The 25,929-nt window shown below is 42.1% G+C and carries 24 protein-coding genes; 13 read left to right on the top strand and 11 right to left on the bottom strand.

Features of this window, described 5'->3' with window-relative positions; translation table 11 throughout:
* Nucleotides 1-12: 12 nt before the first annotated feature.
* From BMW98_RS02380 to rho, 6 genes are all read right to left on the bottom strand, one after another.
* The gene (locus tag BMW98_RS02380) at nt 13-966 is read right to left on the bottom strand and encodes a Gfo/Idh/MocA family protein (RefSeq protein WP_090256785.1); all 954 of its coding nucleotides are present in this window, start codon (nt 964-966) and stop codon (nt 13-15) included.
* A gap of 645 nt (nt 967-1,611) precedes the next feature.
* A complete protein-coding gene (locus BMW98_RS02370) occupies nt 1,612-1,974 on the bottom strand; it encodes a response regulator (RefSeq protein ID WP_162844654.1) in 363 nt (120 codons plus the stop codon).
* Between the two features lie 62 nt (nt 1,975-2,036).
* Nucleotides 2,037-2,426 carry a response regulator gene (locus BMW98_RS02365; protein ID WP_090256782.1) on the bottom strand — a complete coding sequence of 130 codons (390 nt, stop codon included), beginning with the start codon at nt 2,424-2,426 and terminating at the stop codon, nt 2,037-2,039.
* 53 nt (nt 2,427-2,479) lie between these two features.
* Nucleotides 2,480-4,516, bottom strand: a complete 2,037-nt coding sequence (locus tag BMW98_RS02360; RefSeq protein ID WP_090256781.1) for a tetratricopeptide repeat-containing sensor histidine kinase — start codon at nt 4,514-4,516, stop codon at nt 2,480-2,482.
* A 13-nt stretch (nt 4,517-4,529) separates the two neighbouring features.
* Nucleotides 4,530-5,141, bottom strand: a complete 612-nt coding sequence (locus tag BMW98_RS02355; protein ID WP_090256780.1) for a response regulator transcription factor — start codon at nt 5,139-5,141, stop codon at nt 4,530-4,532.
* Nucleotides 5,142-5,268: 127 nt separating this feature from the next.
* Complete coding sequence (gene rho, locus BMW98_RS02350) at nt 5,269-6,888, bottom strand: transcription termination factor Rho (protein ID WP_090256779.1); 1,620 nt, start codon at nt 6,886-6,888, stop codon at nt 5,269-5,271.
* A 252-nt stretch (nt 6,889-7,140) separates the two neighbouring features.
* Here rho and serS point away from each other — a divergent pair, with 252 nt between their 5' ends.
* From serS to BMW98_RS02335, 3 genes are all read left to right on the top strand, one after another.
* Complete coding sequence (serS, locus tag BMW98_RS02345) at nt 7,141-8,412, top strand: serine--tRNA ligase (RefSeq protein ID WP_090256778.1); 1,272 nt, start codon at nt 7,141-7,143, stop codon at nt 8,410-8,412.
* Nucleotides 8,413-8,532: 120 nt separating this feature from the next.
* Nucleotides 8,533-10,887 carry a T9SS type B sorting domain-containing protein gene (locus BMW98_RS02340; protein ID WP_090256777.1) on the top strand — a complete coding sequence of 785 codons (2,355 nt, stop codon included), beginning with the start codon at nt 8,533-8,535 and terminating at the stop codon, nt 10,885-10,887.
* A gap of 20 nt (nt 10,888-10,907) precedes the next feature.
* Nucleotides 10,908-11,366, top strand: a complete 459-nt coding sequence (locus tag BMW98_RS02335; protein ID WP_090258189.1) for a GNAT family N-acetyltransferase — start codon at nt 10,908-10,910, stop codon at nt 11,364-11,366.
* On the opposite strand, the gene BMW98_RS02330 is transcribed toward BMW98_RS02335, so the two are convergent.
* Nucleotides 11,363-11,665: a DUF4286 family protein gene (locus BMW98_RS02330; RefSeq protein ID WP_090256776.1), complete on the bottom strand. Its 303-nt coding sequence runs from the start codon at nt 11,663-11,665 to the stop codon at nt 11,363-11,365. The two genes, BMW98_RS02335 and BMW98_RS02330, sit on opposite strands and share 4 nt — an antisense overlap.
* 72 nt (nt 11,666-11,737) lie before the next feature.
* Between BMW98_RS02330 and BMW98_RS02325 the strand changes: the two genes are divergently transcribed.
* The 9 genes from BMW98_RS02325 to BMW98_RS02285 all read left to right on the top strand — a co-directional run bounded on the left by BMW98_RS02325 (nt 11,738) and on the right by BMW98_RS02285 (nt 19,179).
* The gene (locus tag BMW98_RS02325; protein ID WP_162844653.1) at nt 11,738-12,388 is read left to right on the top strand and encodes a carotenoid biosynthesis protein; all 651 of its coding nucleotides are present in this window, start codon (nt 11,738-11,740) and stop codon (nt 12,386-12,388) included.
* Between the two features lie 85 nt (nt 12,389-12,473).
* Nucleotides 12,474-12,908: a sterol desaturase family protein gene (locus BMW98_RS02320; RefSeq protein ID WP_090256774.1), complete on the top strand. Its 435-nt coding sequence runs from the start codon at nt 12,474-12,476 to the stop codon at nt 12,906-12,908.
* Between the two features lie 5 nt (nt 12,909-12,913).
* Nucleotides 12,914-13,825, top strand: a complete 912-nt coding sequence (locus BMW98_RS02315; RefSeq protein ID WP_090256773.1) for a MerR family transcriptional regulator — start codon at nt 12,914-12,916, stop codon at nt 13,823-13,825.
* A gap of 241 nt (nt 13,826-14,066) precedes the next feature.
* Nucleotides 14,067-14,573, top strand: a complete 507-nt coding sequence (locus BMW98_RS02310) for an RNA polymerase sigma factor (protein WP_090256772.1) — start codon at nt 14,067-14,069, stop codon at nt 14,571-14,573.
* Nucleotides 14,574-14,589: 16 nt separating this feature from the next.
* Nucleotides 14,590-16,065, top strand: coding sequence for a phytoene desaturase family protein (locus BMW98_RS02305; RefSeq protein WP_245733468.1), 1,476 nt, complete (start codon nt 14,590-14,592; stop codon nt 16,063-16,065).
* A gap of 21 nt (nt 16,066-16,086) precedes the next feature.
* Complete coding sequence (locus BMW98_RS02300; protein ID WP_420820073.1) at nt 16,087-16,923, top strand: phytoene/squalene synthase family protein; 837 nt, start codon at nt 16,087-16,089, stop codon at nt 16,921-16,923.
* A gap of 66 nt (nt 16,924-16,989) precedes the next feature.
* A complete protein-coding gene (locus tag BMW98_RS02295; protein ID WP_090256771.1) occupies nt 16,990-17,835 on the top strand; it encodes a 4-hydroxy-3-methylbut-2-enyl diphosphate reductase in 846 nt (281 codons plus the stop codon).
* 15 nt (nt 17,836-17,850) lie between these two features.
* Nucleotides 17,851-18,555 carry a fatty acid desaturase gene (locus tag BMW98_RS02290; protein ID WP_090256770.1) on the top strand — a complete coding sequence of 235 codons (705 nt, stop codon included), beginning with the start codon at nt 17,851-17,853 and terminating at the stop codon, nt 18,553-18,555.
* Nucleotides 18,556-18,603: 48 nt separating this feature from the next.
* Nucleotides 18,604-19,179, top strand: a complete 576-nt coding sequence (locus tag BMW98_RS02285; protein WP_139177364.1) for a hypothetical protein — start codon at nt 18,604-18,606, stop codon at nt 19,177-19,179.
* Nucleotides 19,180-19,629: 450 nt separating this feature from the next.
* Here the strand turns inward: BMW98_RS02285 and BMW98_RS02275 are convergent, their stop codons facing one another.
* The 4 genes from BMW98_RS02275 to BMW98_RS02260 all read right to left on the bottom strand — a co-directional run bounded on the left by BMW98_RS02275 (nt 19,630) and on the right by BMW98_RS02260 (nt 24,786).
* A complete protein-coding gene (locus BMW98_RS02275) occupies nt 19,630-20,142 on the bottom strand; it encodes a hypothetical protein (RefSeq protein ID WP_139177362.1) in 513 nt (170 codons plus the stop codon).
* Between the two features lie 153 nt (nt 20,143-20,295).
* On the bottom strand, nt 20,296-20,970 hold the full coding sequence (locus tag BMW98_RS02270; RefSeq protein ID WP_090256766.1) for an ABC transporter ATP-binding protein: 675 nt from the start codon (nt 20,968-20,970) through the stop codon (nt 20,296-20,298).
* A 143-nt stretch (nt 20,971-21,113) separates the two neighbouring features.
* A complete protein-coding gene (locus BMW98_RS02265; RefSeq protein ID WP_090256765.1) occupies nt 21,114-23,519 on the bottom strand; it encodes an ABC transporter permease in 2,406 nt (801 codons plus the stop codon).
* Nucleotides 23,520-23,559: 40 nt separating this feature from the next.
* Entirely contained in the window at nt 23,560-24,786 is a 1,227-nt protein-coding gene (locus BMW98_RS02260) for a Pycsar system effector family protein (RefSeq protein ID WP_090256764.1), read from the bottom strand.
* Between the two features lie 263 nt (nt 24,787-25,049).
* On the opposite strand from BMW98_RS02260, the gene BMW98_RS02255 reads away from it, so the two are divergent.
* On the top strand, nt 25,050-25,922 hold the full coding sequence (locus tag BMW98_RS02255) for a hypothetical protein (protein WP_090256763.1): 873 nt from the start codon (nt 25,050-25,052) through the stop codon (nt 25,920-25,922).
* Nucleotides 25,923-25,929 lie beyond the last annotated feature (7 nt).

Raw genomic sequence — 25,929 nt, 5'->3', positions numbered from 1 at the left:
ACTGTTTTTATTTTACTTGAATATGGTAGAAAGTATGCTTTCAACCAATTTTGCACTCATTAAACTATCGTTAAGCGAGAAATTCTCTGACTCTTGCTGCCCATTGGCTATACACCTGGCCACTTCCTCAATTTCGTGAGCGTAACCTGTGCTCACAAAGGGTACTTCAAAGTGTTCAACTTCTTCTTCCCTTACAATTTCGTACGACTGGGCTTTCCAAAACAAAGGCATCCGCACATACCCTTTGGTGCCATAAATGTATGCCTCCTTATTAGTTTGCAGGGCTACGCTGCCAAAGAGCTGCACCAAACGGTCTTTACCAAAATCGAGCTGAATCTGAATGCTTTCATCCACTCCAGTGCTCGATTTAATAGCATCCGCTTTGAAATCTACTGGTTCCCAGCCAAAGAGGTCTGAGGCAATTGTAAGCGGGTACACACCCACATCGTACAGGGCGCCACCGGCTAAGTCGGGGTTCATTAAGCGGCCATCTTTAGATAGCTTGTCTTCCGAACGAAAGCCAAAACTTGCGGTCATGTGTTTTACTTCTCCAATTTCACCAGCTTTAATGCGGGTAATCACTTGCTTATAGGCAGGCAGAAAGCGCATCCACATGGCCTCCATTAAGAACATGCCTGTTTCTTCTGCTACTTGAGCCATCTTTAACACCTGTTCAGAAGAAATGCCCATAGGCTTTTCGCAAAGCACATGTTTACCTGCTCTTAACGCATCAATTACATTTTGGGAGTGAAAATTATGTGTGGTACTAATATATACCACATCGACTTGTTCGTCAGCCAAAAGTGCATCGTAATTGTCATAAACTTTTACATGCGGAAACTCCTTCTGCAAAGCCGCGGCATTAGAGCGAGAGGCAAACGCATAAGGTGTCTCGCCTTGCACTACTTCAAGGCTGGCTAAAAATTTTCGTGCTATTCTTCCGAATCCTATAAATCCCCATTTCATAGGGCTAAGATGGGAAATTTTGAGGGATTAGGTAAATGGTAGAAGGGAAACTCTATCCTTTATTAAGTACTCGTTTAAATGAGAGTGAAATAGACTGGTAATAGACTATTTCGATGATTAGAAGTATGATATACATACCTAAATCACTTTTTGTGATTTTAGTCCAAGCCCCATTAGTTAGGACTTCGTCTATGACAAAAATTGGAATGCATAATACTATGGCATACAATAGTAGTCTAAGGCCTCTTACGAACCCTATACTAAAATACAGCTGCAGAAAATCTCTACTCTTATTATTTATTTGGCATAGTTTGAAGAAGTAAACACTATAGCCAAAAAGAAGCGCGCCAGAGATTACCTTATAGGTGAAATCCATCCAAAAATAGTCTACACTTCTATTCCCAGCGGATACCAAATAAAAAAATACTGAAGGTATCACCATGTAGTACATAAATTCCTTTGAGGGAACATTATCCCGTCTTAAATCATTCTCAAGGGCTTTAATGTTTGTCCAATTCATGTGTTTATCATTTATCTACTTAAAAATAGAAAAATAACAGAAATAGAAAAGCCACCCGTGCGGTGGCTTTTAGGACTATTTATGACCTCAACCTGTCAAATAGTCGCCAACTCTAATCCAAATTTTTAGCTAAGCGCTTTTTCAATAGTCTGATGCAGCTGAGTAAATAGTGCGGGTTTAGTTAAATAGGCAAAGGGAGCAGTTTGTAGAGCGCTTTCATAAATCTCGGGCTCCAGATTACCACTATGATAAATAAATGGCCTTGCGTGGTTTTTGTTGATGTAACGGGCTACATCAATGCCTGTAAGCTGCCCTTCAAGGTCAATATCTAGTATAATCAGGTCGGGATTGAAATCGTGTATTTGGTTAATGGCTACTTGGTAACTTTTGGCTGTGGCACAGCTGGAATAACCAAAAAGTGCTAATTGCTCGCACAAATTTTCGGCTATTGCACCTTCATCTTCCACAATTAAAATTCGCTTGTCCATTTTATTAAGAACTCTTGGTGAAATTAATTGAATGGTGAAGGCGGGTAAATAGACCTTAAGGTTCATTTCATAGATAAACCCTGTTTCATGGCCATTTTCAGCACTTTATCATCAAATGGTTTGGGTATGTAGGCCAAAGGTTTTGTGTGTATCAGTTGTTTTATTTCATCGGGGTGGTTGGTAACGGTAACGTAAATAATGGGTTTAACACTCTCTTTTCGCATCCATTGGCCAAACTCAATGCCGGATTGCTGCCCCCGTAGTTTGACGTCTATGATAACCAGTTCGGGCTGATAAGAAACAAATTGCTGGATGGCCTGCTGGTAATCGAAAGCAATATGGCAATAACCGACACCTAGCTCATGGCCCAGGCGGGCAATATCATCGGCAATTATCACTTCGTTTTCGACAATGAGTACGCTTTTGTCTCTAAGAGAGATAGGCTTGAGCATTGCGCCAAAGTTAGTAGTGCAATTCTGCAGGGTAAATAGACCTTATGGCCTATTTAGCTGTTTAGAAATTCGCTTTGTTTAAAATAAACTTTGAACACAGCTCCGTTTTCATAGGCATATTCGGACTTACCGTGTAGCTGCAATGCCAATCGGCTTACTAACCACAGCCCCGTACTCTTTGAGGTAGCCAAGTCCAAACCTTTGGGTAGTCCAGGGCCATTGTCCTTAAACATAAGCACTTGAAAACCGCCTTCTTCATATAGGCTAATTTCCAGTTTAAGCTCATCGGTTTGGTCATCAGCGTATTTAAATGAATTCACCACAAGCTCGTTGGCAATTAACCCCAGTGGCACCATGCTGTCCACATCTATGGTGGTTTCTTCGCTTACATTTAGGTTTACTTGCCCGGTACTTCCGGTAAATGATTTCTGAATTTCAGCCACCAAATTTTGCAAATAGTCGTGCAGTTTTACATCCAATGAATCCTTTTGATAGAGCTGTGCATGAATAAGCGCCATGGATCTCACGCGGCTTTTTCCTTCAGAAATGAGTTCTTTTGTTTGCTGGTCATCGGTGCCTTTTGCTTGTAGCTCTAGTAGACTCGATAAAATTTGAAAGTTGTTTTTTACCCTATGATGAATTTCCGTTAGTAGTAGTTCTTTCTGAGCGAGTTCACTTTCAACTTGCGCACTTTTAACCTTTAAAAGTTTGCCCAGCTTTTTTTGCTTTAGCAGGCTATTGAAAACGATTATTGAGACAATTAGAACTAATAGTACGCCAATGATCAGCAGGTTTTTTGTCTTCTTTTGTGCTGCTGCTTCGTATTCCAGCAGGTTTACTTGCTCTAGGTTTTTTAAGCTGTCGGTTACTTGTTGTTGCCTGAACTCATAATTCATTTCAAGCTCCTTTATCTTTCGCACATTGTCTACATCGTAAAGTGAGTCGCGCAGGCTAACATAGGTATACAGGTACCTGTTAGCCTTTTTAAAATCTCCGGTGCTTTCATACAGGTGGCCTAAGTTCCAGGCCATGTCCATTTGTTCTCTCTTTTTGCCCAGTTCAGCCCATATGTCATGCGCTTTTCCGTAGTATTTTATGGCGTTTGGTTTATTTCCGCCTTGTTCCCAATAAAAGCCCTGAGCCACACTTACCAGCCCCGTAAAGTCCCTTTTGTTTATGGAAGGAAGCAGCACTTCAATCTGATCTAAGTAGTATCTGGTGCTATCACGTTTGCCTTCTTCTCGATAAACATCAGAAAGGTGTTTGTAGGCATATGCTAAGCCATAAGAGAAGTTGGCGGCCTCACCATATTCAATCGACTGCCTAAGGATTTGCTTCCGTTTTTCATAAGAAACGCAGTTGCCACAAAGTGAATAGACACTTGCTAAGTTATTGTGCCAAAGGTTGAGTCTTCTTTGGTTGTTCGATGCTTTTAATGCTTCGATTATTTTCTCAATTCGCTCGGCACTTTTGTCAAATTCTTGCAAGGAGTAGTAGATGAATGACTCCCGATTGTAAATGTCTAAAGTAAGGCTGAGGTTATCCTCGAGCATTTCTGCCATCCTGCGGCTTTTGTCTAATTCTTGCAAAGAAGCTTCGTAATTGCTCTGGTGATTGTGTACCGATGAGAGTAAAAGTCGGGCACGAATGATAGAAGCCGTGTCTGCAGCATCTTCAGCCAGCAGAATTAACTGGTTCGAATAGTGAATGGTGCTGTCGTACTCACCCTGAAGCTGCTTGGCGTTCGCCAGCTGATAAGTTGCTGCTATTACGCCAGCAGTGTCATTCAACTCTTCGTAAAGCACAATTGCCCGTTTTATATGCTCTTCCATTTCAAAGCCATCATAATCAGAATTTACACCTAGCTTCACCTCTATTTGGGCCTGCTGTTTAGCATCTCCTAATTTTTCTGCCAGGTCTAGCTGCTGCGATAGTAAGCTAAGGATACTGTCTTTGTTTTGCGTTTTATCTAAGACCAGCTGTATGCTATCGATCTTTGCTTGCTCAGGTGTTTGGGCAAGCAAACCGCCATTGGCTACAAAAAGTAAGGGCAGTATAAGGGTAAGAAAATTCCGAAATTTTGGGCTCATTTGGTGTGTGTTATTAGTTCAATGAGTGCTTGTGTTCTATTGCCCATTTTGACAAAGAATGGGTGCCAGCCGTTAGCTCTAGCTTCACACATATGTTGTGTCGATGGTTTTTTACCGTGCTCTGGCTTATGAAAAGTTCATCGGCAATTTCCTTGGTTGTTTTGTTTTCGGCAATTAACCGCACTATTACCTTTTCCATTGGGGTAAGGTCGAAAACTTCAGATTGGCTAGGTGTAAGCTTCGCACTTGCATACCAGGCATGGTTATTTAAGGCAATTTCCAATGCTGTAAGCACATCGGCCGAAACAAAGGGTTTAACCAAAAACGCATAGGGCATGGTGTTTTTGGCTAATTCTATGGTTTTTTGGTCAGAGTGAGAGCTGAGGTAAACAAATGGAATATTATGGTTGGTCCTAATATACATGGCCACATCCATTCCGGTTTTTTTGCTGCCCAAGTCAATGTCTAAAATGGCGATGTCTACATTTTCTGAATCGAGTGTATTTATTGCCGCTTGGTAGGTAAGCGCTGGTTCGAACACGGCATAGCCCAAATCCTCTAAAGTATCGCAAAGATCATCTGCGATCAGCACTTCGTTTTCCAGCACAAGTACATTCTTTTTCATTTGGTTGAGCCTATTTGCATTAACACATAAAAGTTGTTGATAGTAAATTTTATGTGGTTAACAGTTACAATATAAAAAAAGCCCCTCAACTTTCGCTGAGAGGCTTTCACTTTATAACTATTCTTTGTTATCCGTTCATAGAGATCAAGAACTCTTCGTTGTTCTGAGTGCCCTTCATTCTTTCTAGCAAGAATTCCATGGCCTCTACAGAGTTCATGTCATTCATAAACTTGCGAAGGATCCATACGCGCTGAAGTTCCTCTTTGCTCATTAGTAAGTCTTCTCTTCGTGTACCAGAAGCCGGCACATCAATAGCAGGGTAAACACGCTTGTTAGAAAGCTTTCTGTCAAGCTGCAATTCCATGTTACCAGTACCTTTGAATTCTTCAAAGATTACTTCGTCCATTTTTGAACCTGTTTCAATCAATGCAGTAGCAATAATTGAAAGTGAACCGCCATTTTCTACGTTACGAGCCGCACCGAAGAAACGCTTAGGCTTGTGCAATGCGTTAGCATCAACACCACCCGAAAGGATTTTGCCTGAAGACGGAACTACTGTGTTGTAAGCTCTGGCCAAACGCGTGATTGAATCCAATAGAATTACCACATCGTGACCGCACTCTACCATACGCTTGGCTTTTTCCAACACTATGTTAGAAACCTTTACGTGACGATCGGCTTGCTCATCGAAGGTAGAAGAAATAACCTCTGCCTTTACGCTACGTGCCATGTCCGTTACCTCTTCAGGACGCTCGTCAATTAGTAGAATGATCAAATAACACTCAGGGTGGTTTTCTGCAATAGCGTTAGCCACTTGCTTCAATAGCACCGTTTTACCAGTTTTTGGCTGTGCTACAATCATACCACGCTGCCCTTTACCAATTGGCGCAAACATGTCCAGAATTCTGGTCGACATTTGGCTTGGCTTAGTGCTTAGCTTAATCTGCTCGTCTGGGAAAAGTGGCGTTAAATATTCGAAAGGAACTCTATCTCTGATTTCCTCTGTAGTCTTTCCGTTTACAGACTCTACTCTCAATAGGGCAAAGTACTTTTCGCCTTCTTTTGGAGGTCTGATCTGACCTTTTACGGTATCACCAGTTTTTAAACCAAATAGTTTGATTTGAGAAGGTGAAACATAAATATCGTCAGGGCTGGCTAAGTAGTTGTAGTCCGAAGAACGCAAGAAACCGTAACCGTCTTGCATAATTTCCAACACACCCTCATTTTCAATTAGGCCATCAAACTCTTTGATGTTTTGGTTGTACTGTTGCTTTTGGTTTCTGCGGTTGTCGCGTCTGCCGTTACCGTTTTCTTCGCCACCGTTTTGCTGTCTTTCGCGTCTGTCTTGCTTCTCAGCTCTGTTTGGCTTTTCGCCTTTTTCTTTTTGCTCAGCTTTTGGTGCCTCTTGGGTATCGGCACTTTCTTTCACGTTTTCACGCTTCGGACGGCTGCTTCGCTTGTTTTCTTGGTCTTCCGCAGGCTTTTCATCGTCTCCTTCTTTTTTGAGAGGAGCTCTTTTTCTAGCCTTTGGTTTCTCTTCTGCTTCTACAGCAGGAGTTTCTTCTTCTTTTTTAGTCTCTTCTTTCTTACCAGGTAGTTGATCTTCCGGAGTAATTGCTTGTTGATCGAGGATAGCATAGATGAGGTCTTGCTTCGTCAACTTCTTGTAGTTTTTAACATTGAGAGACTCTGCGATTTCTTTCAATTCAGAAAGAAGTCTGATCTTCAGTTCGTCAATTGTATACATAAATACATTTGTTGGGATTGCTCGAGAATCGAGCGAAAAGTAAAAGGTATAATTAATTAAATGATTTCTAGATACTGATGTCTCTGGGGAAAAGACCGTGAGAACATCTCATAGGGTACTGCAAGTATAGACCAATTGAACGAGACTGGCAACACTTGGTTGTCTTATTTAGAGTTTTCTCCCAAAAAGCCACAGAATGAGCTCATTTATTGGCTCTAAATCATTTATTTTGCCCTCCAAATTTAGAATCTCATGCTACAGGTCGGAAATATTATAGCTAATAAAGAGAAATACGTTGAAGGTTTAAAAAAGCGTAACCTAAACAATGCTGCCGAATTACTTGAAGAAGTAATTGCATTGGATGATGAGCGCAAGCAAAACCAACACACGCTCGATAGTAACTTGGCAGAAGCCAATAGCTTGGCAAAGCAAATTGGCGGCTTAATGAAAGAGGGCAAAAGAGCAGAAGCAGAAGAGGTGAAAGCCAAAACTGCCGAACTCAAAAGCTTGAATAAGTCGCTTTCCGATAAGCAGAATGAGATAGAAGCTAAGCTGCAGCAAGCACTTTACAACATTCCGAATATTCCGAATGAAACAGTGCCTACTGGCAATAGCGATGAAGACAATGTAGAGATTGAACGTCATGGTGAGTTCCCAACCTTGCATGAAGGTGCTAAAGCACACTGGGACTTAATCAAAGACCACGACATCATCGATTTTGATCTTGGGATTAAAATTACCGGGGCAGGCTTTCCTGTTTACAAAGGCAAAGGGGCCCGTTTACAGCGTGCATTGGTTAACTTCTTTTTAGATGAAGCTACTAAGGCAGGCTATGGCGAGGTACAGCCGCCAATTGTGGTAAACGAAGCTTCGGGTTACGCTACAGGCCAATTACCTGATAAGGAAGGCCAAATGTACCATATTACCAACGATGATCTATACCTGATTCCAACGGCCGAAGTGCCGATTACTAACCTTTACAGAAATGTGATTGTGGATGAAAAAGAGCTGCCGGTAAAGCATGTTGGGTTTACACCTTGTTTTAGAAGAGAAGCAGGTAGCTGGGGAGCGCATGTTCGCGGCCTTAACCGTTTGCATCAGTTCGATAAAGTGGAGATTGTACAAATTCAGAAGCCAGAGAACTCTTATGAGGCGCTTAAAGAAATGTGCAATCATGTGGCTAGTCTTTTAGAAAAACTTGAGTTGCCATATCGAGTTTTGAGACTTTGTGGTGGTGACCTTGGTTTTACTTCTGCCCTCACTTTCGATTTTGAGGTGTATTCTGCAGCGCAAGAAAAGTGGTTGGAAGTGAGCTCAGTTTCTAATTTCGAAACTTACCAGGCCAATAGGTTGAAGCTTCGCTACAAAAACGATCAGAAAAAATCGGTGCTGTTGCATACTTTAAATGGTAGTGCCATGGCTTTGCCTAGAATAATAGCAGCTATTTTAGAGAACAACCAAGATGAGCACGGGATTAACATTCCTCAGGTGCTTCATTCATACACTGGGTTCGACAGAATATAAAAACGATTTTGTAGAGCGCGTTCTACATACTTATATTGCGTGCCTTCGTTTTTATAACGAAGTGAATAGAACGCGCTGCTATTGATTTTTACACGACTCCACATTTTGGTGTGCTTACTGATGCTCACTAGTGCATTCAGTTTTGCCCAAACGCTTGAGGTTCAAGCGCAAGATGCCTACTGTTATACAGCAGGGCAGCCAGTAGCTATTTCGGAGTTTGTAACCATTAATGGCGATAACAATGAGCAACTTGAAGGAATTCAGGTAACGATTGAGAATTACGATGTCTCCACAGACCTATTGGCCTACAATGGCAGTGCAGTAAGTAGCAACTTCGACAGTGCTAATGGTATTCTGACCTTAAATGGCCAAGCCACTTTAGATGAATATCGCCAAATCATTACCCAGATAACTTTTTCTTCAACAGATCCAGCTAGCCGTAAGTCTATCAACTTTACCTTATCTGGTGTAGATTTCTTGGTTTCAACGGGGCACTTCTATCAGTTTTTCGCTGCTTCCCAAATTTCTTGGAGCGATGCTAAGGCAGCCGCAGAGGCTAAAACCATATTTGGGTTGCAAGGCTATTTAACCACTATTACAACCCAAGAGGAAAACGATTTCATTCTGGAAAGAGTAAGCGGGACGGCTTGGATTGGAGCCAGCGATGAGGCTCAAGAAGGTACTTGGCGTTGGGTTACCGGGCCTGAAGGAGAAATAAACGGTGGCCTTGGAATGTTACTGACGTCAGGCTATCAGAACTGGAACACTGCTGAGCCGAATAATAGCGGAGGCAATGAGCACTATGCGCATATGATGGACTGGACTTCTCCGCCAGGCAGATGGAACGACCTGCCCGATGGAGGAGGCGCCAATGAATACGAACCAACTGGCTATATAGTAGAGTACGGAGGGCAAACGGGCGACCCTGATGTGCTTTCATCAATTTCTGGAACAACAGTTTTGGACCCACAAAGAGATGTGGAGGTTGCGGGCTCTATCTCTGTTTGTCCCAACATTAATGGTGTGCCGTATACTGCCACCACACTCGATGGTTACACCTATAACTGGACTGTAGATGGCGGAACAATTGACTCTGGCCAAGGAACAAGCCAAATTGTTGTGAATTGGGGAGGTACAAATGCTAATGCCAAAGTAACGGTAGAAGCTGTTTCTGACTTTGCATGCACTACCGTGGTAACATATGCGGTAAAAATCAATGAGCAACTGGAGCCACCAATGCCCGAAGGCCCCGATTTTGTGTGCTATACTGATTTGGTCAATGAGCAAACCTATTCCACACCAATAACGCCCGGTTCCGATTACTATTGGCACATTACTAATGGAACAATAACCAGTGGCGATGGTACCAATGAAATAACCGTGCTATGGAGTGGGTCGGGTACCGGTACACTGTACTTTACCGAATCTACCAGAACAGCTACAGATGTTTGTGATGGTGACTCACCAACCTTGACCATCGATCTTAGAAATGAAATTGTGGTGGATATGAGCCTAACACATGTAAGCTGTTATCAAGGAAGTGATGCCACGGCAGTGGCAACCATAACCGCTGGCAATGGTGCCGCTAGTAGTTTTGTTTGGCAAACAGGGGGGCTCGGTACGCCAAACGGAAACAGTATTTCTGACCTGCCGGCAGGTGATTATGCTGTGGATGTAACTGTTGATGACTGCACCATTAATGTGCCTTTTACCATAACGGAGCCAACCGAATTAACCGCTTCTTTTTCCGATCAGAACGATGTGCTTTGTTTTGGTGAGTCGAACGGAACCATACGAGTAAACGCAACAGGGGGCACTGCACCATATACTTACAGCTGGAGTCACGATGCTTCTTCAACTGGTGCCTTTGTGCAAAACTTGCCTGAGGGCGACCATTCCGTAACGGTAACCGATGCCAACGGCTGTACCTGGAGCGATAGCTTCTACACAGGTGAACCAGACCTTTTAGTAATTGAAGAAATTTATACCTACAAGGTTTCATGCCCTGGTGGGTCAGATGGCGCTTTGGAAGCAGTGGTTAGTGGTGGAACAGCGCCTTATACCTTCACTTGGGAGTCAAACTCAGAGACAGGAGCTTACGCCACGGGATTCAGCCAAGGTACTTATGAAGTGACCGTTGCCGATGCCAATGGATGCCAGGCCACAGGTACTCAAATTGTGGAAGAAGCAATTCCGAAAATTATTTTTCCGAATGCATTTAGCCCAAATGGAGATACAGAAAACGACACTTTTGGGCCGGCCGATGCTTGCCCAGTTACTTTTCAGATGACCGTGTTTAACCGTTGGGGCGCCTTAGTTTACAGAACAACCGATGCTACCAAAGGTTGGGATGGTAACTTTGAAGGCTCGCCCGCTCCCGATGGCAACTATAGCTATGCGGCAACCTGGATAATTGAAGCCAACGAAGTAGTGATTAATGGGGAGAAGCGTGGAGAATTCCAGCTGATTCGATAAACTTGCCAAAAGAACTTACCATGATTAGAACCGGTACCAAAGCAGATTTGCCAGCAATCTACGACCTAATAATGGAGCTTGCCATTTATGAAAAAGCCCCAGAAGAAGTAGAGAACTCTGTAGAAAGAATGGAAGAAGACGGCTTTGGCGAAAAACCCGTTTTTGAGTTTTTTGTGGCCGAAGAAAATGGCGAAGTGGTAGGTACTGCCATTTACTATTACCGCTATTCTACTTGGAAGGGCAAGGCCATTTACTTAGAAGACCTAGTGGTAAAAGAAGCACAAAGGGGTAAAGGCTATGGCAAGCTTTTACTCGATGCTATTGTACACAAGGCCAAAGCTGAAAACTGCAAGCAGGTACGCTGGCAGGTGCTGGATTGGAACGAACCGGCCATTGGCTTTTACAAAAGCTTAGGTGCTACAATTGACGAAGAGTGGTTCAACTGCACGCTCGATGCAGACCAAATTGCCAACTATTAAACAGACTCTAGCAAAGTGCGGAATGCCGCCAGCTGATTTGGGAATTTTAGTGCAACCTTTTGCTGTAGCTCTGGTGCAAAAGCCGACATATACAGTTTGATCTTGTCCATGCTTTCCGCAAAATACTGCACGCTGTAAGACGAGCTCTGTGGGTCTTCACTGTTCAAAACCTTGAAGAATTTATGCGTCTCGAACATATTCGTTTCCATTACTTCAGGAATGTGCACGTTCTTCATCCAAATCAACCACTCTTGCTCAATCTTTTTATCTACCGCAACGGTCACGTTATATAGTATCATCCGCTTACTTTTGCCACAAAGTAAAGACATTCAACCCTAAACATTCTTGCCAGCCCCATGTTTTTGAAAAATATGTTAGCCAAAATAGACGAGTTGCCCTTTGTAAATCACCGCAATGCTTTTGGCCTTTTGGCCGCCATGCATATTGCAGGCGCCATTGGTTTGAGTATTGAAGAAAGCCGAGCAGTTTTTCAAGCACTTACACCTTTCAACCTATTAGCCACTTTTGCTGTGGCGCTTCATTTCGAAAAGGAGAAAAACGCCAAGTACTTTCTATTTATAGCCATTACCTTTTTGGTTGGCTTTTTTGTGGAGGTATTGGGCGTAAGCACGGGAGCTATTTTTGGTGAGTACACCTATGGAAAAACGCTTGGTTTCAAATGGTTAAACGTGCCCTTGGTCATTGGGCTAAACTGGGTTATACTTATTTATTGCACACGGCATTTTGCGGAAAAATTCACTTCGAACATACTCTTACTTTCGATTATAGGCGCTGCGCTAATGGTGGGTTTAGATGTGCTCATTGAGCCTGTTGCCATTCGCTTCGATTTTTGGAGCTGGCAAGAAAGCTCCATTCCCATTCAAAATTACCTTGCGTGGTTTATAGTAAGCTTCTTGCTTCACCTTACTTTCAAAAAACTAATGCCAACCTCAAACAATCCGCTGGCAATCCGACTTTTATATATTGAAATAGCCTTTTTTGCGGTACTCAACTTTGTTTAAGCTTTTGGGTAAAAGCGATGAACAATAGAATTCGCAAAAAATTCTAAAACAATACAAACCACATTTGGTTTGGACTCAAAATAATATGGAAGCGGTACTTTGGATATTGGCAGCGGTGGTGTTCATGGAAGCTTTTTCATGGGCAATTCACAAGTACATCATGCATGGTGTACTATGGAAAATTCATAAAAGCCACCACGTACATACCAAAGGTGTATTCGAGTTAAACGATGTATTTACAGCTTTTTTTGGCGGTTCGGCCATTGTATTGATCCTACTGGGGCTTCCTGCCTTGGACTATCGATTTTGGTTGGGTTGCGGCATTACGCTGTACGGAATGCTTTATTTCGTTTTGCACGATGTGCTCATTCATAAAAGACTTAAATGGTTTGGCAGGCCGAAGGGTAAATTCTTGCGAGCCATTACAGACGCACACAGAGCACACCACAGCACGAAAGAGCGCGATGATGCCGTTTCGTTTGGCTTATTTCTAGTTCCGAAAAGGTTTTACAGAAAGTAGTTGGCATGGCAGAGGCAAGTTATTCAATTAAAGACTTAGAGCATTTATCTGGTATAAAGGCGCATACTTTGCGCATTTGGGAGCAGCGTTACAACCTGATAAATCCCAAAAGAACCGGCACGAATATTCGCTATTACGATCAGAATGACCTGAAACTGATCTTGAATGTTTCTTTGTTGAAAGATCACGGGCACAAAATTTCCAACATAGCTAAAATGTCGCTTGAGGAAATGCACGAGGAGGTGAAGAAACTTGCCGAAAAACCAAGTGGTTTTGCCGATCAGATCTACGCTCTTACGCTTTCTATGATTGATTTGGACGAGGAAAGGTTCGAAAAAATCATCTCAACCAACTCGCTCAAACTTGGTTTTGAAAGAACCATGCTGAACATTATTTATCCGTTTTTGAGCAAAATCGGTATAATGTGGATGACGGATTCTATCAATCCGGCTCAAGAGCATTTTATTTCTAACCTAATTCGCCAAAAGGTTATTGTGGCTATTGATGGGCAGTTTCATTCTGCGCAGTCTATGGACAATGCTAAAAAGTACATGCTCTTTTTACCACAAGGTGAATTGCACGAGCTCAGCTTGCTTTTTGCAAGCTATTTAATTCAATCGCGAAAAAACAGGGTGATTTATTTGGGTCAGAACATGCCTTTTGAAGACCTAGAAGCAGCCTACCAAGTGCACAAGCCAGACTATTTATTAACGGTAATGACAAGCAAGCCTAATGGTTTTTCTGCGCAAGACTACGTTAGTAAACTCTCAGAAGCATTTCCTGAAACGGAGATTTTGCTTTCGGGCAGCCAAGTAATTGGCGAAGATTTATCTATTCCAGAAAACATAACACAAATAGCCAATCCCCATATTTTAGTAAGCTTTATCGAAGAGCAAGTGACGGTCGCTGCTAAATAACTGTTCCTTTTTGTTAAACAATTAGTAGATTTTATCTAACTTACTAATGCCTCATAGAGTTGAATGCAGCCGCATTCAATTAACCAATTGTTTAGCTTTTACGGTGTACATCAATGTTTTAGAGTAGTTTTTAACTATGTTCTAAACTTTTGTTTAATGTTTCCGTAAAAACTTTCTACAAAGATTTCTTGCATTCTGTTTAATAATTAATCATTTTTGTTAAACAAATTTAAAAGCGACCATGACAGCCCTAGAATTTAGTTACTCATTAAGTCAAATGTCCAAGACACTTCAGCCTTTTGCGCTAAAGCTGACCAAGGACAGAGAAGAGGCGAATGATTTGCTTCAGGAAACCATGCTGAAGGCCTATACAAATCGCGACAAGTTTGCGAAAGGCACCAACCTTAAAGCTTGGCTTTACACTATTATGAAGAATACCTTCATCACGAATTATCAGCGAATGATGAGACGCGGTACCTTCATAGATACAACTGATAACCTACACTTTATCAATTCTTCTAAAGTGAAGATTGAGAATAGGGCTTATGGAGACTTCGCGTTAAAGGACATTAATACCTCGATTGAAAAGCTAGACGATGTTTACAAAACTCCGTTTATGATGTATTTCAGAGGATTTAAATACCACGAAATTGCCGACAGATTGGAAATTCCAATCGGAACGGTAAAGAATAGAATTCACATTGCCCGCAAACAACTAAAAGACCAGCTCCGTATTTACCGAGCATAGTTTTAGCTTAGCGTAAATGATGGACAAAAAAGCGCTTGTTATTGGCTCAGGTTTCGCGGGTCTTTCTGCCGCAATTGCCTTAGCAAGCAAAGGTTTTGAAACTACTATTGTAGAAAAAAATAACTCCATTGGAGGAAGAGCCCGACAGTTTAGCGAGTCGGGCTTTACTTTTGATATGGGGCCAAGTTGGTACTGGATGCCCGATGTTTTCGAGTCGTTCTTTAATCGATTTGGCAAATCTGTAAGTGATTACTACGAGCTCATTCGGCTCGATCCGTCTTACCAAGTAGTTTATGGCAAGGGCGAAGAAATGCCCATACCCGCCAATATGGCGGAATTGGAAGCTTTGTTCGAGTCTATTGAAGCTGGCGCAGGTCTAAAACTGCGGGAATTTCTGAAACAAGCGGCATATAAATACGAGGTAGGCATAAACAAACTGGTTTATAAGCCTGGCCGATCGGTAACCGAATTTGCCAGCGTAAAACTCCTGGCCGATGTGCTGCGAATGGATGTGTTTCAGTCTATGGCCAAGCATGTGCGCAAGTTCTTTAAGCATCCTAAACTTATTGAGCTGATGGAATTTCCGGTGCTTTTTCTGGGTGCGCTACCTGAAAACACGCCAGCACTTTACAGCCTAATGAATTATGCTGACATGTCATTAGGTACATGGTACCCAAAAGGTGGCATGTTTAAAATAGTAGAGGCCATGGCAAGTTTGGCCGAAAGTTTAGGGGTAAGCATTCATACGAATTGCGAGGTGCTAGCCATAAATACACAAGGAGGCAAGGTTACCAATGTACAAACCATAAAGGGCGATTTTGAGGCCGATGTGGTAATCGCAGGGGCAGACTACCATCATGTGGAAACGAAATTACTAAAGCCTGAAGACAGAAACTACAGTGCAAAGTATTGGGACAGCCGGGTAATGGCGCCTTCGTCTTTACTTTACTATGTTGGGGTAAAGGGTGAACTCGATGGGCTGCTGCACCACAACCTGTTTTTCGATACGGATTTTGCTCCACATGCCAAGGCTATTTATACCGACCCTAAGTGGCCTGAAAAGCCTTTGTTCTACGCGTCACTCACTTCGAAAACTGACGCTACGGTGGCTCCAGCAGGACACGAAAACCTCTTTTTACTTATTCCGACAGCCCCTGGTTTAAAAGATACTGAGGAGATTCGATCCAAGTATTTTGACCTGATCGTTAATAGAATGGAAGATATAACCGGCAATAGCATTAAAGACAACATAGTATATCAGCGCAGCTTTGCTCATTCTGACTTTGTTACTGACTATCATTCATTTAAGGGCAATGCCTACGGTTTGGCAAACACTTTAACCCAAACCGCAATTTTAAAACCCGCATTAAAAAACAAACGGTTAAACAATCTGTTTTACACGGGCCAATTAACAGTGCCAGGACCTGGTGTGCCACCTAGCCTTATTTCTGGTTTGGTAGTGGCAGAAGAGGTGGCAAAAGAATTTAAATGATCGCTTAAAAACGTAAATTGTATGATGGAGCTTTTTGATCAAACCACATTTGAGTGCAGCCGACTGATAACTCAGCGGTACAGTACCTCATTTACATTGGGTATAAAAACGCTCCATAAGCGCTTTCATTTCCCTGTTTATGCCATTTATGGCTTTGTGCGCTATGCCGATGAAATAGTAGACACTTTTCATTCGCATGACAAGGAAGCGTTGCTTTCAGAGTTTGAAAAAGATACTTACTGGGCCATAGAGAAAGGTATTAGTTTAAACCCTGTGCTGCATGCTTTTCAGCTGGTTGTTAATCACTACGCCATAGACAAGGCGCTGATTGAAGCTTTTTTATACAGCATGCGCATGGACTTGAAAGAAACAGCGCACGATCCAAATAGCTACAACGAATACATTTATGGTTCTGCCGAAGTGGTTGGTCTAATGTGCTTAAAAGTGTTTTGCGAAGGCGACCAAACAAAGTACGATGAGTTAGTTACCCCTGCCCGAAAACTGGGGGCGGCCTTTCAAAAAGTGAACTTTATTCGCGACATCAAAAGCGATTACGAAGAAAGAGGCCGTGTGTATTTTCCTGGGGTAGACTTTAATGATTTTACCAAGTCGAACAAACAGCAAATTGAAGAAGATATTCAGCGCGACTTCGATGATGCATTGGTTGGCATTATGAACCTGCCTTCCGGAGCGAGAATGGGAGTTTACTTGGCGTACCGGTATTACTTGAAGTTATTTAAGAAAATCCAGAATTGCCCTCCAGGAAAAATCAAAGAGGAGCGCATTCGCATTCCGGACATCCGAAAAATGTCCATTCTCGTTTCGAGCTACTTTACTCACCGACTTACACTTAGGTAACGAAAATTTAACAGCTGATTTTCAGGCTAAAAAGAAACATTCAGTCCTACATTCTGTTTACAGCATATGTTCAATCTCAAGGTAAAAACCGACCTTAATTCCGGCTTCTGCTTTGGCGTGGTTTACGCCATTGAAATGGCTGAAGATATATTGGCCGAGGAGGGCGAATTATACTGCTTGGGAGATATTGTGCATAATGATGAGGAGGTGCGAAGGCTTGAGTCGCGTGGTTTAAAAATCATTAACCATGAACAACTCAAGGAGGTGAAAAATGCCAAAGTGCTCATTCGTGCGCATGGTGAGCCGCCAAGCACTTACCAGTTGGCCCTCAATAATAATATTGAACTAATAGATGCCTCGTGCCCTGTGGTGCTAAAGCTTCAGAATAGAATTAAGAATTCTTACGACAAATCGGAGAATATCTACATTTATGGCAAGCACGGCCATGCAGAGGTAGTGGGCTTGCTTGGCCAAACCAATAATGAGGCAGTGGTTTTTCAAGACGTTGCCGAACTGAATATGGCTGAACTTCCGAAAGAGATCACGCTGTACAGCCAAACTACAAAAAGTACCGATAAATTCTACCAGATTAATCAAATGCTGGAAGAAGCCGGAGTGACGGTAAACACCAACGACACCATCTGTCGCCAAGTTTCTAACCGCGACAAAGAGCTCCGTGACTTCGCTAAAAAATTTGATGTTATCGTTTTTGTGAGCGGCACCAAATCATCCAATGGCAAAGTACTTTATAAGGTTTGCAAAGACCAAAACATGCGTACACACTTTGTTTCGTCAATAGCCGATGTGAAAGCCGAATGGTTCGGCAAAAACGAATCTGTTGGCATTTGTGGAGCCACATCCACACCTATGTGGTTAATGGAAGATGTAAAAACGCATCTGGAAAAGCTATAATCCCTATTTTTGAATATGGCTAAGCGCAGCAACAAAGGCATTTACTATGCACTCGTGATTCATATACTCTGGTGGGGCTGTTTGTTATGGGCATTGCAGCTCGATTTTAACCTAGCCAACCCATGGATTTACGTAGCCTTTCTGCTGCAAACACATCTTTACACGGGCCTTTTCATTACTGCGCACGATGCCATGCATGGCACTGTATCGAAAAACAGAAAACTCAACAAAGCTGTGGGGGCTATTTCCGCTCTGCTATTCTCTTTCAATTTTTACAACAGGTTGAATAAAAAGCACCACGAACATCATCGTTTTGTAGCAACCGACAAAGACCCCGACTACCACCATGGCAGCTTTTGGCCGTGGTACTTCAGCTTTCTAAAGCAGTACATTAGCATTTGGCAAATCTTGCTGATGGCCATTAGCTACAACCTGCTAAAACTGTTTATCCCGTGGAAAAACCTAGTTTTTCTATGGATGGCTCCCGCTGTGCTTTCCACTTTTCAATTGTTCTATTTTGGCACATACCAGCCACACAAAGGCGAGCACAGCGCAGCCAATGAGCAAAAATCGACTAGCCAATCGCTTAACCACTGGAAAGCATTTTTCACCTGCTACTTCTTTGGCTACCACTACGAACACCATATTTCGCCCGGCACCCCGTGGTGGAAACTACCCAAGCTAAAAGAAAAGATTGCAGGAGAAGGTTATCCGGGGTGAGTCAGCTATGCAACGCCCCTCTTTCACCCATATTAAACCCATTCGAAAATGTTGCTGAGAGTAGGGAAAAGCGCTTGCGTCATTTATCTTCATTCTAGAAATATGGGATTAAAAATGAAGTATAGAGTATTATGTTTATTTATCTCTTTGATACTAATTTATAATTCTTGCTCTAATATTGAGACTGGGGAAACCTTAACGATAGCGGTTTTTCCAACAAATGAGCTTTTACAGGTGAAAGACAACAGTTTGTTCTTGGGAAGAGCGGATCAAGAAAGAATGGAGGAGAAAATAATCCTTGGTACTAAGTATAGCCTTCACAAAGCGTTAAATGACTCAATCATCAACTTAATAAAATCAAGTGATTTTTATTCTAATAATCTTGGCGATGAGATTATCGGAGGAGAACTGTTTTGTGTAAGCTTGGGCAATAATGTTAATCTTGAAAAAGTCTATCTAACAAATAAGGACATGGGCTTAATAAGAGAACTATTTGCTTTGAACAAAGGTAGGTTAGAAGATGGTGAGCCATATAAAATTCAGTTCGAAGAGGATTTCTGCAGCTTATTTTGGATAGGAGGAGCAATAGAAGATACAATTGAAATTCCAAGAGACTCAATATGAAAGCATCAACTAGCATTAGTTTTGTTTCTCCACTGGGCTTGGCGAGAAGCCAATCTTGGGTCGCGGGCTGTGAAAAAATAATTTTAGGCTTGAATTAAAGCAAATTGAAAAAATGAGTCTTCAAAATTTAGCCCTAATACTTATGGTCATAGGACTATCCAAGGTCGGGATTCGGTTTTATGATCTTCTCTACAAAAAACCTGCATGGGAGACCCGAGTTCCTCAGACCAATATTCTAGGCAAGAGATTAGTTGTTGCGTATATAAAATTGCTAATAAGTGTATTTCCCTTTTTCTCATTCAAGATTTCAAATAAAAGGTTGAGATGGGCTCACAATATATTAGTAATTCTTCTTTGCGTATTTGTCCTATTGGTGAATCTACAACTACAAAAAATGAGAGGGTATTAACTTTACCCTGCTATCAGTCCGAACTTCTGAGACAAAAACTATTAAACAAAACCATCATCCTTATAAACTATACAAAAACCTCTGCCACTTTCTGAAAGAGTGAATTCTACTTTCATCATATATTCAATTCCTTGTACGATTAACTTGTCCTTTTTTCCACCTTCAGACAAGCCAGCTTTGGCCAGCATATCTACTATCTTTGAATAGTAGTCCGCACTAAAGGGGGTTGACTCTGCATCATTAAAGCATCCTTTGAAATCCAGCAAATAGCTCTTCCCGTTAATGCCAGATATATATACCCTTCCTGTATTGCTTGAATAACTAAATGAAACAACGGTATCAATTGCGCTGGCATCATAAATATTAGTGAAGACTTCCAACTGTTTATTTGAACCATCTAGTTCTTTATAGAACTCATGATTTATTCCGCGCTCAAAATAGGAGAGCAATTCATCACTATAAACTGTGGTATCCGATTCACTTCCCAAGAGGACAAAAGAGCTTAATAGAAAAAAGAAGAAGACAGACACTTTGACTAGTCCAAACATACCCATGAAAATAAGGTTTGTACTTAGTTTAAGCTATATAGCGATTGCTTTTTAACAGAAAGTACCCACAAAAAAAGCCCTAGCTCAACACTAAGACTTTGGTATAAGATACAATTCGTCTGACCACTTCAAGTGGTCGGACGAATCGGAGGTATTCAATTAATGTCTATCATCCGTTTCTACTGCACCATCCAATAGGTTAATGGTGCGCTTGCCATAGGCCGCATTGGCCTTAGAGTGCGTTACCTGCACTATGGTCATTCCTTCGGAATTCAGTTTTTGGAAGAGTTTCATGATCTCTTCTGCCTGATCGGTATGTAGGTTACCAGTTGGTTCATCAGCCAAAAGTAGCTTTGGTTGCCCAATTAAAGCACGAGCTACCCCCACCAACTGCTGCTGACCCCCAGAAAGTTGCTCTGGGAAAAGGTCTTTCTTTGCTACCATCTGAAAACGGTCGAGCATCTCAGCTACCAAGCTTTTACGCTCGGCAGACTTTACGCCCTTGTACAAAAGTGGCGTTTCAATGTTTTCATAAACTGTCAACTCATCAATCAGGTGGTAGGCCTGAAACACAAAACCAATGTGGTGCTTGTGCAGGTCGGAACGCTTGCGCTCTTTCATGCGGTGAATTGGCTCATCAAAGAAGTAGTATTCTCCTTGAGACGGCTCATCGAGCATTCCAATTATGTTCATTAGGGTAGATTTTCCCGCCCCACTAGGTCCCATAATGGTAACAAATTCACCTTGTTCAATTTCTAAATCGATGCCTTTCAGAATGAAAGTTCGCTGATATTTTGAGTCGATATACTTATCGATGTCCTTGAGTTTAATCATTTGTTTTAATTAAAGAGTTGACCAATCGTTCTGACCAATTTATATGCCAATAGCGAATATATTCATTTTCAGGTGTATGCCGCATTTGTTGTAATTAATTGTGTACACTTTCGACCACCTTTGTTCGAAAACGACACGGATTTCTATTCCGACCTTAATGCCTTAACAGGGTTTGAACGTGCCGCAGCAAGGGTTTTGTAGCTTACTGTGAGCAATGCAATAAGCAATGCTCCAAGCCCCGACAGTACGAAAGTGAGCACCGATACATTAACTGAAAAAGCAAAATTCTGTAGCCACCAGTCGGCCAAGTAATAAGCCAAAGGAGCAGCTACCACAAAAGCCAAAACAACCAACAAAGCAAAGTCTTTAGACAGTATGAAAAGTATCTCGCTCACTGATGCGCCCAACACTTTTCGCACGCCTATTTCTTTTATGCGCTGTTCGGTAGAAAAGGATGCCAAACCGAACAAGCCTAAGCTGGCAATGAGTACGGCTAAAAAGGCAAAGTAAATCACCACTTGACTCAGTTGCTCTTCGGACTGATATAGGCTGTTCAAATCGTCTTCTAAAAACGAATATTCAAAAGGTTGGTCGGGTGCGAATTCCTGCCAAACACGCTCAACTTCTTGAATGGAAGCATTCACCATTCCAGGGTTGAGCTTAATGTAAAAATGCTGATATACAGGAAAGAAATTAGCATAAAAGCAAGACTCGGTCCCCCGCTGAAGCGGCTCAAAGTTAATGTTGTCAATTACTCCAATAATCTGTTTTCTGTCCCAGTTACCCTGAAAGCTCTGCACATCTATGTATTTGCCAACGGCACCATCCTGCATGTTCAGTTCCTGAACGGCCTTTTTGTTTACAATAATGGCTTGGGTGGAATCGGTAGGAATATTAGGATCAAAGTTTCTACCCTCCACCACTTCAATATTCATGGTGTTGAAGTAATCCAAGTCGATGTTGATGCCAGCCAAATTCAGCCCCTCATCATCTACCACGGTTTCGGAGCGTATAAAAATGATGGGGCGCAGGCCACCCGGCTTACTCAGCGATGCAGATACCGACTCGATACCGGCAAACTTCATGAGCTCTGTTTTGAAGGTTTTGATCTGTGGAGTTACGGCCTGATTGGTGTTAGACACCAACATAATGTTCTCCTTCTCGTAACCCAGCGGCTTGTTTTTCATATAGGTAAGCTGGTCGTATACCACTGCAGTACCAATAATCATAACTATAGAAATAGCGAATTGGAACACCACAAGCGCCTTTCTGAAAATACCTGAACTGCCCATGCCAGGCACTAACTTGCTTTTAAGTACAACTACCGGCCTAAAGCTCGAAAGGAAAATGGCTGGGTATATACCGGAACCAAAGCCAATTATTAAAACGATGAGCAGTGTTACCAACAGCACTGGCGCCTGAAGTACTGCCGACCAGCCAATACTTCTATCGATAAAGCCTGAAAACGGCCCAATAAGTGTGCTAATAATAACTAAAGAAAGCACAGCCGAAAGACCTGTAAGAATGATTGATTCGCTTAAAAACTGCGTCATCAATTGGTTTTTCACAGCGCCAAGCACTTTTCTAATCCCTACTTCTTGCGCTCTTTTGGCCGACCTGGCCGTGGCCAGATTCATATAGTTAATACCTGCAATAACCAGTATAAAAATGGCCACAGCAGAGAATATGTAAACAAAATCGATGTTTCCATTTGGCACAATTTCGTTCCTGAGGTTGGAGTGTAAATGAATATCGGCCAAAGGAATAATCTCCGGATTAAACATGTTTTGCCTGTCTTCCGGAATATTCTGTGCCTTAAGCTCGGCCATGGTGCTGAGTACACGTGCCTCACTAGTGCCTTCCTTCAACTTAAAATAGGAGTAATAGCCATCACCATTCCAATTGAACAGCACATTATTGTCGTTATTTACGCGCAGCGTTTCGTTAGAAAAAAGGAGCTCAAATTGAATGTGAGAACTTTCTGGAAGATCCTTCAGCACGGCCGTTACATTGTACTGGGTTACTTGGTTGGCATTAGCCTTAAAAGTTTTGCCCACGGCATTGGTAGTGCCAAAATATTTAATGGCCGCACGCTCAGTGAGCACCGCGCTATTCGGGGCGTTAAGCGCCTCTGCCGGATTTCCACTCAGCAATTCAAAATCGAAAAACTGAAGAAAGTTTTTATCGGCAAAGAACAGTTCATCTTCCTTAAAAAACTCAGCATCAATTTCAATAACTACCTGCTGGCCACCACCGCTTAGACGGGTGTAATCGTACACTTCGGGCATGGCTTGCTGTAGCCCTGGGGCCAATGCAGAGGTACAGGTTGGGTACTTATAGTTGCCACTGCTAAGTTGTAGCTCATTGTTAATCCGATAAATATTTTGCCAATCGGCATGTTGTTTATCGAAGCTAAACTCGTATTGAACTACCAGGAAAATGAGCAAAAAAGAGCTAATGCCAAGCGTTAGCCCAAAGATGTTTACAGCCGCATAACCGGGGTTTTTCTGAATGGTGCGAAGCGCAACCTTAAAGTAATTTTTAATCATAGCCGAAGGAGATAACTCCTTAAGCTAAAACTTTTTACCATTAAAAAGTATAAAAACCTGTTTGGTCGGTTGGCGGATAAAGTAACATGGCCACCACAAAGGCAATAATGGAAACTACAAAGCCAATCATAAACGTGGTATAGCAAATACGTAGTAGTTTGTACTTTTTGCCCAATACAACCCCAAGAAAGTAAATGTCTTTTATTAAACTGCCGTAGAGGTAATCGCCATCGCGCATCATTTCTTTCATTCCCCACTCATAGCGCTCAAGTTTCATTTTATGAAAGTTGCCAAAAAACAACAGGTTGGTTCGCTTGTTTAGGACTTCATCATCGGTAAAAGTTCCTGAAGAAACATTCGGTCGTGTAGCCAAAATGGCCAAAACAATGGTAACCAAACAAACCACAATAAGTAGAATTGTCGGAAGAATTAGGTTTGGGTATTCGTACAGCTTTCTGATCAATACCGACACTACAACCGATAGAATAATGGTATTCACTGAAATCATGATGTTGGCCTTATTGTCGGCCATGGCACTCAATTCCAAGTGATTTTTAGAGGTGGTTCTAAACATGGTCTCAATACCACGGTCTGGCTTTTTTTCGGCCTTAGCCTCCAATTTGGCCAGCTTTTTCTCGAGCTTCTTTACGTATTTTTCGTCTACTGCTTTGTCGCTCTTTGCCTTTTTAATGGCGCTTAGATTTTCCTCTTTCACTGGTTGTAAGTGTTCTTTTGCAAATGGCGTGAAATACTCATGATCCTTAAAAAAGGCATAGTTCATTTCGTTCCATTTTTTGGTCTCTATTTGCTTGTCGTGCACTTTTTCAATTTCCTTGTGCATGCGCTCCGACATATCTGTGTAATCTTCGCAGGCCAAGTGCGCCAAGTCTGCATCGCAAAGCACCTGCTCCATTAGGTTGCTAGGCTTTTGCGGAACCCGTGTAGCCATAATGCAGTCAATCACCTGGGTAATCTTGGCATTATCAACGCCTTTTTCTTCAAGAAAAGTTCGTGCTATTTCAGCACTCGATTTTTCGTGCTGGTTGCAGCCCAAAGAATAGCCCGTATCGTGAAACCAAGCGGCAATGTCTACTACTTCCTGCTCCTCGCCCGATAAGCCACTGGCTTCTCCAATCATTTTGGCCGCCTCCACAACACGTTGGGTATGGTTCAGGTTGTGGTAAACAAACATGTCGTCCAGCTGATCTTGCAGAATTTGGCTGGCATAAGCCTTCGACTGTTCCAGTATACTACCGTTTTGACTCATTTTAAAACCTTATCGAGTAAGTGAACTCGTAATTTACACATCTTCAATTCAATAGAGCAATTTACATTTTATGCGAATTGTTCCAACCCACTAACAACGCCAACGGCCGCAACATCATTTCTTTTAGCACTTTTAAATATTGTTAAAAAGAGTAAACGCACCCTTAAACATTAATTAGTACTATTTATTCGTTGAATAAGAAGAATTCCCTTCACATTCCTTATTTTCAAAAAGTAGAATAAGGTCATTAAAACCGCTCAGCTATGAAACTCAAACTCTTTATCGGTCTACTTTTAGTACTTCTTTCATTCAGCAGTTTTGCTCAAGAAACCATCAGAACGGGCAAAATTTACAAAGGTGGCGACTACATAGACATTCCCTGGCACGGAATAAAACTTACGATTCCGCCCAAATGGAAAGGTTATGCCACCGAAGGCACCGAAATGCTAACGCTTAGCAACGACACCGCCAATGTAACCTTGCGCGGCTTTCCGGTAGAAGACAATCTGCAGATAATTAAAGCTGAATTGGTAAGTGGCATGGAGCTAACGCCCGGCATTGAAATTAAGTCGGCTGGCGAAGTAAAAACCACGGCTACTTCTTTAAAGAGTGAATTGAAGATATCATCGAACAGTCAAAACAACGGCTATTTGCAAATTGAATGTGGTGAAAGTGGCCAATGTGTTGGTTTATTAATCAATACCAATGCTCGGAATCATGCGTCCTTTGAGTCGACTCTGCAAACATTTTTCGACAATATGGAAATAGGCGAACCTACCGCTCCCTCGGCCAGTGGCACCTATGTTTGGAGCGAAGAACTAAACGACAAACACATATTCCACTACGACTCATCTTTAAAAGGAACATTGGACAATGAGTTTTGGCTTTGCCCCGATGGTACCTTTACCGCACGCATTAAACGCAAAGGAACATTTAAAAACTATTCAGGCAGAACGCTTCGTGGCAAGCAAAAAGGCACCTACAAAATTGAGGGAAAAGGCGAGGAAGGCCGAATAATCCTCACCTTTAGTCATTCGCCCAATACACAGGTTATTTTAGAAGGCAAACAGCAAAATGGAGAAATCTATTTTAACGATGTAAAGTACTTTCTGGCTTACCACGGCAACTGTAAATAGCCTCTTT

Source organism: Roseivirga pacifica, from assembly GCF_900111145.1.
Taxonomy (GTDB): Bacteria; Bacteroidota; Bacteroidia; order Cytophagales; family Cyclobacteriaceae; genus Roseivirga; species Roseivirga pacifica.
The sequence above is the reverse complement of the archived record's forward strand: the minus strand, read 5'-3'. Positions and strand labels throughout refer to the sequence as shown.